Source organism: Xanthobacter cornucopiae, assembly GCF_043195065.2.
In the GTDB taxonomy this organism is placed as follows: domain Bacteria; phylum Pseudomonadota; class Alphaproteobacteria; order Rhizobiales; family Xanthobacteraceae; genus Xanthobacter.
The window spans coordinates 287,624-300,861 of the sequence record NZ_CM195531.1 but is presented as its reverse complement, the minus strand read 5'-3'; the positions used below and the strand labels follow the sequence as shown (position 1 = coordinate 300,861).

General features: G+C 69.6%; 14 protein-coding genes. 8 read left to right on the top strand and 6 right to left on the bottom strand.

Annotation, left to right across the window (positions count from 1 at the left end):
- Window positions 1-63 precede the first annotated feature (63 nt).
- Both V5F53_RS01330 and V5F53_RS01325 read left to right on the top strand, forming a co-directional pair.
- Window positions 64-699: a DUF1134 domain-containing protein gene (locus tag V5F53_RS01330; RefSeq protein WP_393998033.1), complete on the top strand. Its 636-nt coding sequence runs from the start codon at window positions 64-66 to the stop codon at window positions 697-699.
- Between the two features lie 127 nt (window positions 700-826).
- Window positions 827-1,603 (top strand): coiled-coil domain-containing protein, encoded by a 777-nt coding sequence (locus tag V5F53_RS01325; RefSeq protein ID WP_393998034.1) that lies wholly within the window; start codon window positions 827-829, stop codon window positions 1,601-1,603.
- Window positions 1,604-1,702: 99 nt separating this feature from the next.
- Here V5F53_RS01325 and V5F53_RS01320 read toward each other — a convergent pair whose 3' ends face one another.
- From V5F53_RS01320 to V5F53_RS01310, 3 genes are all read right to left on the bottom strand, one after another.
- Complete coding sequence (locus tag V5F53_RS01320; protein ID WP_393998035.1) at window positions 1,703-2,512, bottom strand: DUF2865 domain-containing protein; 810 nt, start codon at window positions 2,510-2,512, stop codon at window positions 1,703-1,705.
- Window positions 2,513-2,640: 128 nt separating this feature from the next.
- Window positions 2,641-2,880 (bottom strand): hypothetical protein, encoded by a 240-nt coding sequence (locus V5F53_RS01315; RefSeq protein ID WP_393998036.1) that lies wholly within the window; start codon window positions 2,878-2,880, stop codon window positions 2,641-2,643.
- 19 nt (window positions 2,881-2,899) lie between these two features.
- Window positions 2,900-3,109: a hypothetical protein gene (locus V5F53_RS01310; RefSeq protein ID WP_509212791.1), complete on the bottom strand. Its 210-nt coding sequence runs from the start codon at window positions 3,107-3,109 to the stop codon at window positions 2,900-2,902.
- 30 nt (window positions 3,110-3,139) lie between these two features.
- On the opposite strand from V5F53_RS01310, the gene V5F53_RS01305 reads away from it, so the two are divergent.
- From V5F53_RS01305 to V5F53_RS01280, 6 genes are all read left to right on the top strand, one after another.
- Window positions 3,140-4,069: a LysR family transcriptional regulator gene (locus V5F53_RS01305; protein ID WP_393998037.1), complete on the top strand. Its 930-nt coding sequence runs from the start codon at window positions 3,140-3,142 to the stop codon at window positions 4,067-4,069.
- A 273-nt stretch (window positions 4,070-4,342) separates the two neighbouring features.
- The gene (locus V5F53_RS01300) at window positions 4,343-4,837 is read left to right on the top strand and encodes a formate dehydrogenase subunit gamma (RefSeq protein WP_393998038.1); all 495 of its coding nucleotides are present in this window, start codon (window positions 4,343-4,345) and stop codon (window positions 4,835-4,837) included.
- Window positions 4,837-6,399: a formate dehydrogenase beta subunit gene (locus V5F53_RS01295; RefSeq protein ID WP_393998039.1), complete on the top strand. Its 1,563-nt coding sequence runs from the start codon at window positions 4,837-4,839 to the stop codon at window positions 6,397-6,399. The genes V5F53_RS01300 and V5F53_RS01295 overlap by 1 nt, the downstream gene beginning before the upstream one ends.
- Before the next feature lie 15 nt (window positions 6,400-6,414).
- Complete coding sequence (gene fdhF / locus V5F53_RS01290) at window positions 6,415-9,255, top strand: formate dehydrogenase subunit alpha (protein ID WP_393998040.1); 2,841 nt, start codon at window positions 6,415-6,417, stop codon at window positions 9,253-9,255.
- 153 nt (window positions 9,256-9,408) lie between these two features.
- Window positions 9,409-10,317, top strand: a complete 909-nt coding sequence (fdhD, locus tag V5F53_RS01285) for a formate dehydrogenase accessory sulfurtransferase FdhD (protein ID WP_393998041.1) — start codon at window positions 9,409-9,411, stop codon at window positions 10,315-10,317.
- Window positions 10,307-10,537 (top strand): formate dehydrogenase subunit delta, encoded by a 231-nt coding sequence (locus tag V5F53_RS01280; RefSeq protein ID WP_393998042.1) that lies wholly within the window; start codon window positions 10,307-10,309, stop codon window positions 10,535-10,537. The genes fdhD and V5F53_RS01280 overlap by 11 nt, the downstream gene beginning before the upstream one ends.
- Before the next feature lie 261 nt (window positions 10,538-10,798).
- Here V5F53_RS01280 and V5F53_RS01275 read toward each other — a convergent pair whose 3' ends face one another.
- From V5F53_RS01275 to cysE, 3 genes are all read right to left on the bottom strand, one after another.
- Window positions 10,799-11,671 carry a cation diffusion facilitator family transporter gene (locus V5F53_RS01275; protein WP_393998043.1) on the bottom strand — a complete coding sequence of 291 codons (873 nt, stop codon included), beginning with the start codon at window positions 11,669-11,671 and terminating at the stop codon, window positions 10,799-10,801.
- Between the two features lie 290 nt (window positions 11,672-11,961).
- Window positions 11,962-12,174: a DUF3126 family protein gene (locus V5F53_RS01270; protein WP_393998044.1), complete on the bottom strand. Its 213-nt coding sequence runs from the start codon at window positions 12,172-12,174 to the stop codon at window positions 11,962-11,964.
- Between the two features lie 137 nt (window positions 12,175-12,311).
- Complete coding sequence (gene cysE / locus V5F53_RS01265) at window positions 12,312-13,175, bottom strand: serine O-acetyltransferase (RefSeq protein WP_393998082.1); 864 nt, start codon at window positions 13,173-13,175, stop codon at window positions 12,312-12,314.
- Window positions 13,176-13,238: the final 63 nt, after the last annotated feature.

Genomic DNA, 13,238 nt, shown 5'->3' with positions numbered 1-13,238 from the left:
GGCAATAATCGAAGCTCGAATCGCGGCGTCCGCCGTCCACCGAAGCCCTTCGCGAGATCCCCCATGCGCTTCTCATCGAGCTTCCTCACCCCTGCCGCGCGCCGCACCGTCCTGCGCGGCCTCCTGGCCGCAGGGCTGGGGTTCGCGTCCCTGGGGCTCGCGTCCCTGGCCGCAGGGCCGGCCGCCGCGCAACAGCAGGGACAGCAGCAGGCCCCGCAGACTTATTCCACCGGCGAACTGGTGAGCAAAGGCCACTCCTTCTTCGGCAGCGTGTCGCGGGGGCTGGCGCTGTCCATCGAGAAGGCGGTCTCCCAATGGGGCCAGCCCAATGGCTACATTCTCGGGCAGGAGGGCTCCGGAGCGTTCGTGGGCGGCCTGCGCTATGGCGAGGGCGTGCTCTATACCCGCAATGCCGGCGACTTGAAGCTGTACTGGCAGGGCCCCTCGGTGGGCTGGGACTTCGGCGGCGACGGCGCCCGCACCATGATCCTGGTCTACAACCTGCGCAGCGTGGAGGACATCTTCCGCCGCTTCGCCGGCCTGTCCGGCTCGGCCTATGTGGTGGCGGGCTTCGGCATGACCGCGCTCGGCGCCGACGGCATCGTGGTGGTTCCCATCCGGTCCGGCGTCGGGGTGCGGCTTGGCGCCAATCTCGGCTACCTCAAGTTCACCCCCACCCCCACCTGGAATCCGTTCTGAGCCCGCGCGACGGGACGGCCCCGCGCCCTCCGGCCGATGGCGGCGGGCTGGTGCGCCGCGTCCAGTTCTGGCATGAATGGATGAGAGATCCGGGTTGCGGGATCGGAGCTGAAGGACAAGGGCCAACGTGATCGAGCAGATCATGTATTTCGCTTTGGGCGTCCTCATGGCGACGCTCGTGGCCCTGCTCGTGCTGCCGGCGGTGTGGCATCGGGCCGTGCGCCTGACCACGCGCCGCGTGGAAGCGGCGGTGCCCGTCTCCCTGTTCGAGGTGCAGGCGGACAAGGACCAGCAGCGGGCCTTCTTCGCCCTCAACCAGCGTCGCCTGGAACTGCAGGCGGACGCCATGCGCGAGACCATCGTCGCCCATGCCTCCACCATCGAGCGGCACCGCCTGAAGGTGGTGGAGCTGGAACAGGCCAAGGCCGCGCTGGAAGACACCACGCGCCGGCTTGAGGGGCTCAACGCGGAGCAGGCGGTGGTGGTGGGCGAGCTTCAGGACCAGGTGGCCGACCGCACCGCCGCCGCGGCCCGGCTCGACGAGGAACTGGGCCTCCGCCTCGCGGAGCTGGCGCAGGCCAGCGAGGCCGCCGGCCGGCTCAGGATGGAGCTGGATCAGCTCGCCGCTGCGCTGGCCGCGCGCGAGGAGAGCCTCGCCGCCGAGCAGGCCCGCGCCGCGCGGCTGCAGATGGCCCTGGAACAACTGGAAACCGCGGGCGGCCCCGACGCCGCGCTGCGTGCCACCCTGGCGGAGCTGGCGGCGAAGGTGGTGGTGCTCACGGCGCAGGTGGAGGGTGCCTCCTCCCCCATCCCGGCGCTGGTGGCCGAGGCGCCGGCAGGCGAGGCGACCCTTGCCGGCCGCATCCGCGCCCTCCTGCATGAGGCGCCGCAAGCCGCAGAGTAACACCGGCGGCGCCCCTGCGCCCGCGGGCTCCCGATTCCCCGCCTCCAGCACCTGCGCTCCCGACGCCCGCACCTGCCGGGTGGGCGCCGGGCCGCACAGTCAGTCGCTGACGAAAGCGAGATCCTTCAGCCGCTGCTGCAGGTCCCGGGGCAAATCCGGCAGAGCGCCCGGCGGCACGAAATCGTCCGCGCGAAACGGAGGTCCCCTGCGGCTGCCGGCGAACACCCGGGGTCCCTCCGGCGTGACCACGATGTCGCCCCTTCGGAGGCTCACGTCGGCCTTCACATCCACCCGCGCCACCCCCGCCGGGCCGCCGCCGGGGGTGCAGGCGCACCCCTCCACCAGCCGCTGGCGGAACACGAAGGCATTGGGCAAAGCGGAATAGGGATGCCCGCCCCCATCGACGGCGCCGTCGATGCCTTTGGCCAGGTCGGGCGAGGTGTAGACCGCCACCTCGGCGGCCGGGCAGAAAGCGTTGCACTGGGCCTGAGCGGCAGCATCGGCGGCGCCGGCCACCCGCCCGCTCAGGGGAAAGAAGCGGCCATCGCAGGTGCGCACGCAATAAGCGATGCGGCTGCCGCCCGCCGAGGCGCCGGCCGGCGGCGCCGGAGTAATGAGAATGCGCGGACGCTCCCGCCCGCCGCCAAGCGATCCGGTGGTCGCGACATCGCCGCGCATGCCGAACAGCAGCGCCACGAACTCCCGCTGCGACGTGCCCCGCCGGGCCGGCGCGGGCGGTGACTCCCGGGCGGGCCCGCGCGCCGGGCCGCCTGCGGCCCCCTGCCGCCCCGCCTCGCCCTGGATGAACGACCGCGCGCCGACGCTCTGGGCCGCGACGGGAAGCGCCGGCAGCAGCAGGCCGCCACAGAGCGCGGTGAGAAGGGCGCGCCGCCCCCATTGCGTCGTCACGACATCTCCCCCGGCGTGCCGCACCTTGCGCTTGCCGCCCGGACGCCGCCGTCGCCGCCCGAATCAGGTGCGAATTCGGGCTGTGACATACACCTCGGCCGGCGAGACCTCCAGGCGCCGGCTTCCGCTCACGCCAGCAGGGACACCGAGAAGGTCTTGAGCGGCTGCGGCGCCGGGGCCGCCGGGTGCTGCGCCGGCACCGTCAGCAGCGCCAGCGGCGGCGTCGCGATGAGCAGCAGCGCCAGCAGGATCAGCACGAGGGAGATGCCGAAGGACGCCTGGCGCGCCGCCCGTCCCCCGGCCCAGCGACGCGCAGAACCCGGCCCGCGCGCGACCGCGGGAGCGATCCAGGAAGCCGACCTGTTCATGGCGGAACTCCTCTCCGCCTCAGCGCGCGGCAGGCGCCGGGGCCACATGCTGCGACAGCCGCGCGCGAACCGCGAGCCCCCGCCGGCCCGCCCCCGCCGCGCGGGATTGTAAAGAAAAGATGAAGGCCGCCGGGCAGTTCCCACCCGCCGCCTTCACGAACACGCGAGAGCGGAAGGGCCGGCGTCCGGGCGTGATTTCGCTGCGCTGCAGCGACGAAGGAAGTTGCATGCCATCCCTCCCGCCCCTGATATGGCGGGAATGATAGACAAGCTCGAATACCTCATCGCCCTCGCCCGGGAACGTCACTTTGGCCGCGCCGCCGAAGCCTGCGGCGTCACCCAGCCCACCCTTTCAGCCGGCATCAAGCAGCTGGAGGACATGCTGGGCGTGCTGCTGGTGCAGCGCGGCTCGCGCTTCCTCGGCTTCACGCCCGAGGGCGAGCGCGCCCTGGACTGGGCCCGGCGCATCGTTTCCGACGCCCGCGCCATGCGCCAGGACATCGACGCGCTGAAACGCGGCCTGTCCGGCCCGCTGCGCATCGCCGCCATCCCCACCGCGCTGCCCATGGTGGCGGCGCTGACCACCCCGTTCCGCGCCCGCCATCCCGACGTGCGCTTCACCGTGGTGTCCCGCACCTCGCTGAAAATCCTGAGCGACCTTGAAAACCTCGAGGTCGACGCCGGCATCACCTATCTCGACAACGAACCCCTGGGCCGGGTCAACACGGTGGCGCTCTATCGCGAACGGTACCGCCTGGTCACGGCCGCCGACGCCCGTTTCGGCGACCGCGCCAGCGTCACCTGGGCCGAGGTGGGCGAGCTGCCGCTGGCGCTCTTGACTCCCACCATGCAGAATCGCCGCATCGTCGACGGCCTGCTGGCGGCGGCGGGCGCACGCCCCCAGCCGACCCTGGAATCCAATTCCATGACGGTGCTGTTCACCCATGTGCGAACCGGCCTGTGGGCCAGCGTGATGCCGGCCATGCTGGCCGATTCCCTGGGGCTGACGGCGCGGCTGCGCTCCATCCCCATCCTCGACCCCGACATCTCCCATTCCATCGGCCTGGTGGTGCCCCACCGCGAGCCCACCACCCCCATCATTGCCGCGCTGGTGGCGGAGGCGCGGCGCATCGCCCCCAAGCTCGACCAGCAGGGCCTGGCCGATCCCGCCCTTGCCGCGATGCAATAGGCCATTCCCCCGCGCACCCGGGTACACATAGAGAAGTCCAATCGTTCAAGGCCTTGAAACCGGCAAAACGCCCCTTTTGCCGCAGGCTGAAGGCCGATGACGCAGCGTCCAGCCCCGCACGCACGGGGCTGGACCATAGAAATGTTCTATTGCACCATCCCACAGCTGCATTGATCCCCGCCGCGTTTGTGACAGTCTGTTTGAAATCATCATAAGGAAAGGGTCGCCCTGGCGGCCCGGATGAAACGGTCTGACGCGGGAAGGCGGACGCCCATGGCGGTCTATGAGGATTGGAGCACCGAGCGCGCAGCTCAGGTGATCGCGGAGCTTCGACATCTCGAAGGGGCCACCATGCCCATCCTGCACGCGCTGCAGGAGACCTTCGGCTTCGTGCCCGACCCGGCGGTGCCGCTGATCGCCGACAGCCTCAACCTGTCACGCGCCGAAGTCTATGGCGTGCTCACCTTCTATCACGACTTCCGCCGCGAGCCGCCGGGCCGCCATGTGGTGAAGCTGTGCGCCGCCGAAGCCTGTCAGTCCATGGGTGGCAAGGCCCTGGCCGCTTATGCCGAGGACCGGCTGGGGGTCGCCATGGGCGAGACCTCGCCGGACGGCAGGATCACGCTTGAGCCCATCTATTGCCTCGGCCTGTGCGCCTGCGCGCCCTCGGCGCTGGTGGATGGCCAGCTGGTCGGCCGGCTCGACCGCGACACCATCGATGACATGGCCGATGGCTTCGCCCATGGCAAAAGCTTCGGAGAGGCGTGATGAAATCCCCCCGCATCTTCGTTCCCAACGACGCCACCGCCGTGGCCTGCGGCGCCGACCGGGTGGCCCGCAAGCTGGAGCATGAGTTGCTCGCCCGCGGCGTCACCGCCGACATCACCCGCAACGGCTCGCGCGGCCTGTTCTGGCTGGAGCCGCTGATCGAGATCGAGACCGCGAACGGCCGCGTGGGTTACGGCCCGGTGACGCCGTCCGACGTGGAAGACCTGCTGCACGCCGGCTTCCTGCACGGCGCCGACCACCCGCTGTGCGTCGGCGTGGTGGATGAGATTCCCTATCTCAAGAAACAGACCCGCCTCACCTTCGCCCGGGTCGGCATCATCGATCCCCTCTCGCTCACCGACTACGAGGCCCATGGCGGCTATCGCGGCCTGAAGCGGGCGATCGAGATCGGCCCCTCCGCCACGGTGGAGGAGGTGGTGGACAGTGGCCTGCGCGGCCGCGGCGGCGCCGGCTTCCCCACTGGCATCAAGTGGCGCACGGTGGCGGCGGCGCCGGCCGACCAGCGCTACATCGTCTGCAACGCCGACGAGGGCGACAGCGGTACCTTTGCCGACCGCCTCATCATGGAGGCGGACCCGTTCTGCCTCATCGAGGGCATGACCATCGCCGGCCTCGCGGTGAACGCCACCCGCGGCTACGTCTATTCGCGCTCGGAATATCCGCTCGCCTTCGTGGTGATGGAAAAGGCCATCGAGAAGGCCCGCGCCGCCGGCCTGCTGGGCAAGAACATCCTGGGCTCGGGGCTCGACTTCGACCTGGAGATGCGCATGGGCGCCGGCGCCTATGTGTGCGGCGAGGAAACCGCGCTGCTGGAAAGCCTGGAGGGCAAGCGCGGCCTGGTGCGCGCCAAGCCGCCGCTGCCGGCCCACAAGGGCCTGTTCCAGAAGCCCACCGTCATCAACAACCTGGTGTCGCTCGCCACCGTGCCGGTGATCCTGGACAAGGGCGGCAAGTTCTATCGCGACTTCGGCATGGGCCGCTCACGCGGAACCATGCCGATCCAGATCGCCGGCAACGTGAAGTTTGGCGGCCTGTTCGAGACCGCCTTCGGCATCACGCTGGGCGAGCTGGTGAACGACATCGGCGGCGGCACCCAGTCCGGCCGGCCGGTGCGCGCGGTGCAGGCGGGCGGTCCGCTCGGCGCCTACCTGCCGGTGTCCCAGTTCGACACCCCGTTCGACTACGAGGCGTTCGCGGCCAAGGATGCGCTCATCGGCCATGGCGGCCTGGTGGTGTTCGACGACACCGTGGACCTCGCCGGCATGGCGCGCTTCGCCATGGAGTTCTGCGCCCACGAGAGCTGCGGCAAGTGCACGCCCTGCCGCATCGGCTCCACCCGCGGCGTCGAAACCCTCGACAAGGTGATCGCCGGCGAGCGGCGCGAGGCCAACCTCGCTCTGCTCAACGACCTTTGCCACACCATGAAGCTCGGCTCCCTGTGCGCCCTGGGCGGCTTCACGCCCTATCCGGTGCTGAGCGCCCTCACCCACTTCCCGGAAGACTTCGGCGCCACGCCGAGCCTGCCGGCCGCCGCAGAATAATCAGGAGGAACGCCCATGTCCCTCGTTCACGAAATTGACTACGGCACGCCGGCTTCCACCTCCGAGAAGCTGGTCACCCTCGTCATTGACGGCATGAGCGTGAGCGTGCCGGAAGGCACCTCCATCATGCGCGCGGCCATGGAGATCGGGAACCAGATCCCCAAGCTCTGCGCCACCGACATGCTCGACGCCTTCGGCTCCTGCCGCCTCTGCCTGGTGGAGATCGAGGGCCGCAACGGCACCCCCGCCTCCTGCACCACGCCGGTGGCCGAGGGCATCGTGGTGAAAACCCAGACCGAGCGGCTGAAGCAGATCCGCAAGGGGGTGATGGAGCTCTACATCTCCGACCACCCGCTCGACTGCCTCACCTGCTCCGCCAACGGCGACTGCGAGTTGCAGGACATGGCCGGCGTGGTTGGCCTGCGCGACGTGCGCTATGGCTACGAGGGCGAGAACCACACCAAGCTCGGCAAGGACGAGTCCAACCCCTACTTCACTTATGAAAAGTCGAAGTGCATCGTCTGCAATCGCTGCGTGCGGGCGTGCGAGGAGGTGCAGGGCACGTTCGCGCTGACCATCTCCGGCCGGGGCTTCGACAGCCGCGTGTCGCCGGGCATGGACGAGAGCTTCCTCACCTCGGAGTGCGTCTCCTGCGGCGCCTGCGTGCAGTCGTGCCCCACCGCCACGCTGAACGAAAAGGCCATGTTCGACATCGGCACCCCCGAGCATTCGGTGGTGACCACCTGCGCCTATTGCGGGGTGGGCTGCACCTTCAAGGCGGAGATGCGCGGCGACGAGCTGGTGCGCATGGTGCCCTACAAGGACGGCAAGGCCAATCGCGGCCATAGCTGCGTGAAGGGCCGCTTCGCCTATGGCTATGCCACCCACCAGGACCGCATCCTGAAGCCCATGATTCGCGCCTCCATCCAGGACCCCTGGAAGGAAGTGAGCTATGAGGAGGCCATCGCCTACGCCGCCTCCGAGTTCAAGCGCATCCAGGAAAAGTACGGCAAGCGATCGGTGGGCGGCATCACCTCCTCGCGCTGCACCAATGAAGAGACCTACCTGGTCCAGAAGCTGATCCGCGGCGGCTTCGGCAACAATAACGTGGATACCTGCGCCCGCGTCTGCCACTCGCCCACCGGCTATGGCCTCAGCCAGACCTATGGCACCTCCGCCGGCACCCAGGATTTCGACAGCGTCGAGAAGGCCGACGTGGTGCTCATCATCGGCGCCAACCCCACGGACGGCCACCCGGTATTCGGCTCGCGGCTCAAGAAGCGGCTGCGCGAGGGCGCCAAGCTGATCGTGGTCGATCCCCGCCGCACCGACATCGTGCGCTCGCCCCATATCGAGGCGGCCTATCACCTGCCCCTGAAGCCCGGCACCAATGTCGCCATCGTCACCGCTTTGGCCCATGTGGTGGTCACCGAGGGCCTGGTGAACGAACAATTCGTGCGCGAGCGCTGCGACTGGGAAGACTTCCAGGAATGGGCGGCGTTCGTGGCCGATGCGCGCCACAGCCCCGAGGCGGTGGAGAAGTATACCCAGGTGCCCGCCGAGCTGGTGCGCGGCGCCGCCCGCCTCTATGCCACCGGCGGCAACGGGGCCATCTATTACGGCCTGGGCGTCACCGAGCATTCGCAGGGCTCGACCACGGTGATGGCCATCGCCAACCTCGCCATGGCCACCGGCAACATCGGCCGCGAGGGCGTGGGCGTGAACCCGCTGCGGGGCCAGAACAACGTGCAGGGCTCGTGCGACATGGGCTCGTTCCCCCACGAGCTGCCGGGCTATCGCCACATCTCCGACGACGCCACCCGCGCCGCGTTCGAGGCCATGTGGGGCGTGCACCTGGACGACGAGCCGGGCCTGCGCATTCCCAACATGTTCGACGCGGCGGTGGAGGGCACCTATAAGGGCATGTATGTGCAGGGCGAGGACATTCTTCAGTCCGATCCCGACACCAAGCACGTCTCGGCCGGTCTGGCCGCCCTCGAATGCCTGGTCGTGCAGGATCTGTTCCTGAACGAGACCGCCAATTACGCCCATGTGTTCCTGCCGGGCTGCACCTTCCTGGAGAAGGACGGCACCTTCACCAATGCGGAACGTCGCATCCAGCGGGTGCGCAAGGTGATGGCGCCGAAGAATGGCTATGCCGACTGGGAAGTCACCCAGATGCTGGCCAACGCGCTCGGCTTCAAGATGGATTACACCCATCCCTCGCAGATCATGGACGAGATCGCCGCCCTCACGCCCGCCTTCACGGGGGTGAGCTATCAGAAGCTGGAGGAGCTGGGCTCGGTGCAGTGGCCCTGCAACGAGAAGGCCCCCACCGGCACCCCGGTGATGCACATCGGCGGCTTCGTGCGTGGCAAGGGCAAGTTCATCCTCACCGAATACGTGCCCACCGACGAGAAGACCGGCCCCCGCTTCCCGCTGCTGCTCACCACCGGGCGCATCCTCAGCCAGTACAATGTGGGTGCCCAGACCCGGCGCACCGCGAACGTGGCCTGGCACCCCGAGGACGTGCTGGAAATCCACGCCAGCGACGCGGAGAACCGGGGCATTCGCGACGGCGACTTCGTGAAGCTGGAGAGCCGCGCGGGCGCCACCTCGCTCAAGGCGGTGATCTCGGACCGGGTGGCGCCGGGGGTGGTCTACACCACCTTCCACCACCCCGTGACCCAGGCCAACGTGGTCACCACCGACTTCTCCGACTGGGCCACCAACTGCCCCGAATACAAGGTGACGGCGGTGCAGATTTCGCCCTCCAACGGCCCCACCGCCTGGCAGGAGGACTACGAGGACCTGAGCCGCAAGAGCCGTCGCGTCGCGGCGGAAGCGGCGGAATAGACCCGGCGCGGATCCCTCATCCCGCCGCCCCTCTCCCCGCCGAGGCCCATCCCTCTCCTTGGCGGGGAGAGGCCCCGATCCGCAACGGCGCGCCAGGGGCCGCCGTCTTTGCCATGACAGGCGCGGCCTCGGCTGCGCGGAACGAAGCGCCCCATGACCGACGTGCCCGACCCCGCCCTCGCCGCAGCGCCAGCCTGCCCGCTGCCGCGGGAGCCACAACCCGACCTGCCGGCGCCGCCACCGGCCCGGCGCGTGGAGCGGGTACAGGTGCGCGACGGCATCGTCAGCAGCGGCAGCCGCGCGGTGCCGGAAGAGACGCCGGTGGCGCTCACCTTCAATGGCACCACCCATGCGGTGATGATGGCCAGCCCCAGCGACATCCCCGCCTTCGCCCTTGGCTTCGCCCTGACCGAGGGAATCGTCGCTGACCCATCCGAGATCCTCTCCCTGGAGGAGCTGGTGGTGGAGGAGGGCATCGAGGCGCGCATGTGGATCGCCGAGGAAAAAATGCGCACCCTCTCGGCCCGCCGCCGCGCCCTCGCCGGCCCCACCGGCTGCGGCCTGTGCGGGGTGGAGAGCCTGGCCGAGGCGGTGAAGCCCGCCGCCCGGGTCGTCGCCGGCCCGCGCCTCACGCCCGACCAGGTCCTGGCCGCCATGGCGGCGCTGGGCCCGCTCCAGGCGCTCAATCGCGAAACCCGTGCGGTCCATGCCGCAGCTTATGCCGAGCCCGGCGCCGGCATCCTCGCCCTGGCCGAGGACGTGGGCCGGCACAATGCGCTCGACAAGCTGGTCGGCATCGCCGCCACCCGCCGCCTGCAGACGAACAAGGGCCTGCTGCTGCTCACCAGCCGGGTTTCCATCGAGATGGTGCAGAAGGCCGCGGTGCTGGGCGTGGGCGTGATCGCCGCGGTTTCAGCGCCCACCTCCCTCGCCATCCGCACGGCGCAGGCCGCCGGCATCACCCTGTGCGCGGTGGTGCGCGTCGACGGGTTCGAGATCTTCACCCATCCCGGGCGCATCGCGCTCGGCAACGAGACGGAGCACGACGCCCATGTCGCATAGTTCAGCTGATAAGCTCGTCTACATGGCCAACCAGATCGCCACCGCCTTCGCCCAGCAGCGGCACGAGGCGGCGGTGGAGTCCACGCGCACCCATATCGCCAAGTTCTGGGACCCGCGCATGCGCGCCAAGATCGCCGCGCACGTCGCCGCCGGCGGCGAAGGCCTCCTGCCCGTCGCCCGGGAGGCCCTGGACGGCCTGCCTCCGATCAAGGCGGCCTAGGTCCGATGGCGCATCCGTTCCGCCCCACGGGCGCACGGGCGGGTGAAGACATGAGGGGCGAGCCGCCCCGGGAGCGCGGCCGCGCGGGGGTGACGCCCCTGCGGACGGTTCCCGCTCCCCCGGCCGGCCGCAGGTCGGGGCCCGGTCTTCGAGCCGGACAGAAGGGATGTGCTCGCTTGGAAAACCGCCGCCCGGGGACGTGTTCAAGCGCGGCACCGGCTTGAAGAAAACACCATGCGCCACGCTCGCCGGGCTTTAGGATCAGCGGCCGGGTGCGGCAACTGAGGGCGCCGCTGCGCCGCCCTCCTCCACTTGGAGGGTGACCAGGGATATGCCAAAGCAGACCCGCAGATGCTCGCTCGCCCGCGCCAGGAAAGCGTCGTCCAGCGTCGCCCCGGGGCGCACCAGATGGGCGCATGCCGCCAGTTCCGCAGCGTTCGCTCTCCAGATGCGCAGCTCCGTTACCGCGCTTACCCCCGGCAGTTGCGACAGATAGGCCAGAATTTCGGCTCGGTCGGCGGCTTCGCCCACCTCCGTCGCGTTCACGCTGAAACTGTCGCGGGCAAGGCGCCAGGTGCTGGCGAGGATAATCCCAGCAATCACCAGCGACACGGCCGGATCGAGCCACAGCCAGCCGGTCAGCGCGATGCCGGCGGCCGCAGCCACCACCGCGAGCGACACCGCCCCATCCGCCGCCACACGCAGGCCCGCGCCCTGCCGCCGGCGCCCGGCGCCGCCGCGCATCAGCAAGGCCGCCGTCGTCACCTTGATGACCAGCCCGACCGAAGCGGCAGCCATCACCACCCCCGTATGCACCGGATGCGGCGAGAAGAAGCGAAGCACCGCCTCGACGATGATGGCCCCGGTTCCCACCAGCAGCAGCACCGCATTGGCAAAGATGGCGAGGAACGGCAGGCCGCCGGGCCCGAACGCCGCCCCGGTGCGCGCCGAGCGCCGCAGCAGCCAGGCGGCGCCGGAGGCCAGCAGCAGGCCGAGCACATCGAACAGGTTGTGGCCGGCATCCGCCTCCAAGGCGAGCGACCCGGCCCAGAGCCCCACCACCGCCTCGGTGGCGACGAAACCCAGGTTGAGCGCGACGGCAAGGCCGAACACCAGCGGCGACGGAGCCGTCACGCCCGCGCCCACTCCGCCTGGGGCGCGACAAGACGAGGCATGCGGGAAGAAGCACCGCGAAAACCCGGCGGGATCGCGGCTTCCCGCGGCCGCCATTTCCGCGCCGGAGCGGGCGGCGGGGCCATGGCCCCCGGCGCCGGCCGTGGAGGTCTCGACCGCCCGCGGCGGTTGCGACCCGCTCATGGCGTCATGTCCTCGTCCTTGGCGCGTTCTGGACGCCCGCGGGGCGACGGCATGCGGCGCGCCACGTCCCCATCCCCGCGCCTTTCACAAACGAGGCGAAGGACGCCTCAGTCCTCAAGATCCACATCAAATATCGTCATCTGGAAATGATAGCAAAGATCGCCATCTTCCTTGTCCTCAAAGATGATGCCGATGTCTTCTTCACCAAGAAGAACGTCAGCCGAATCCTTCTTCTTGGGCCGTGCCACGACCTTGATCTGCGGGTTTCCGAACTTTGTGCGCAGATAACGTTGAACGGATTCGATGTCTTTCTTGTCCAAGGCTGGCCTCCTGATGTCCGCCAGCCGCCTTATGACCGTCCCGCCGGGCGCATTCAAGGCACGCCGGCGCACAAATCCCAGATATGTGCCCGCTGCCCGGCCGGCGCTCCGGAGGGCCGCCGGGCACGGCGCCACGGTCAGATGTCGGCGCCGGCGAAGATGGCGACATCCTCAAACACCTGGTCCATGGAGCGGGACGGCTCGGCGCAGCCGGCCTCGCCCACCACCTTGGCGGGAATGCCGGCCACCGTGGTGTTGCGCGGCACCGGCTTCAGCACCACCGAGCCGGCGGCGATGCGGGCGCAGCGACCCACCTCGATATTGCCCAGAACCTTGGCGCCGGCGCCGATCAGCACGCCCCGGCGGATTTTCGGGTGCCGGTCGCCGGTCTCCTTGCCGGTGCCACCCAGGGTGACGCCCTGGAGAATGGACACATCGTCCTCGATCACCGCCGTCATGCCGATCACCACGCCGGTGGCATGGTCGAGGAAGATGCCCCGGCCCATGGGCACCTGGGGATGGATGTCCACCGCGAACACCGACGACACCCGGCTTTGCAGGTACAGCGCCAGGTCGAACTGGCCGCGCATCCACAGCCAATGGGCGAGGCGGTGGGTCTGGATGGCATGGAAACCCTTGAAATAGAGCACCGGATCAAGCGCGCGGCCGGCCGCCGGATCGCGGTCCACCACCGCCATGATGTCGGCGCGCAGCGCCTGGGCGATGGATTTGTCGTCGGCGGTGGCCTCCAGATAGGCGGCCAGGATCACCGCCGCCGGCACGTCCGCATGGTCGAGCCGCATGGCGATGCGCTGGCCGACGCTGGCCTCCAGGCTCGGCTGGCCGAGCACGGCGCCGGTCAGGAACGCGGTCATGAGCGGCTCGCGCTCGGCCGCGTCCTCGGCCTCGTTGCGCACGCGGGCCCACACCGGGTCCACCACGTCATGCCAGCGGTCCACGGCCGCCTTGGTCAGGCGCACCGTGGACGCCTCACCCTGCATCATGGGCGTGGACTGAACCGGCACCGGAGTTTGTCCCATGCATGCCTCCTCGAGAAAGAACAC

What these genes read in the sequence shown, in the direction of transcription:
- V5F53_RS01330 (WP_393998033.1), top strand. Translation starts at nt 64, where the DNA reads ATGCGCTTCTCATCGAGCTTCCTCACCCCTGCCGCGCGCCGCACCGTC.
- V5F53_RS01315 (WP_393998036.1), bottom strand. Translation starts at nt 2,880, where the DNA reads ATGAACAGGTCGGCTTCCTGGATCGCTCCCGCGGTCGCGCGCGGGCCG.
- V5F53_RS01310 (WP_509212791.1), bottom strand. Translation starts at nt 3,109, where the DNA reads ATGCAACTTCCTTCGTCGCTGCAGCGCAGCGAAATCACGCCCGGACGC.
- V5F53_RS01305 (WP_393998037.1), top strand. Translation starts at nt 3,140, where the DNA reads ATGATAGACAAGCTCGAATACCTCATCGCCCTCGCCCGGGAACGTCAC.
- V5F53_RS01300 (WP_393998038.1), top strand. Translation starts at nt 4,343, where the DNA reads ATGGCGGTCTATGAGGATTGGAGCACCGAGCGCGCAGCTCAGGTGATC.
- V5F53_RS01295 (WP_393998039.1), top strand. Translation starts at nt 4,837, where the DNA reads ATGAAATCCCCCCGCATCTTCGTTCCCAACGACGCCACCGCCGTGGCC.
- fdhF (WP_393998040.1), top strand. Translation starts at nt 6,415, where the DNA reads ATGTCCCTCGTTCACGAAATTGACTACGGCACGCCGGCTTCCACCTCC.
- fdhD (WP_393998041.1), top strand. Translation starts at nt 9,409, where the DNA reads ATGACCGACGTGCCCGACCCCGCCCTCGCCGCAGCGCCAGCCTGCCCG.
- V5F53_RS01280 (WP_393998042.1), top strand. Translation starts at nt 10,307, where the DNA reads ATGTCGCATAGTTCAGCTGATAAGCTCGTCTACATGGCCAACCAGATC.
- cysE (WP_393998082.1), bottom strand. Translation starts at nt 13,175, where the DNA reads ATGCAGGGTGAGGCGTCCACGGTGCGCCTGACCAAGGCGGCCGTGGAC.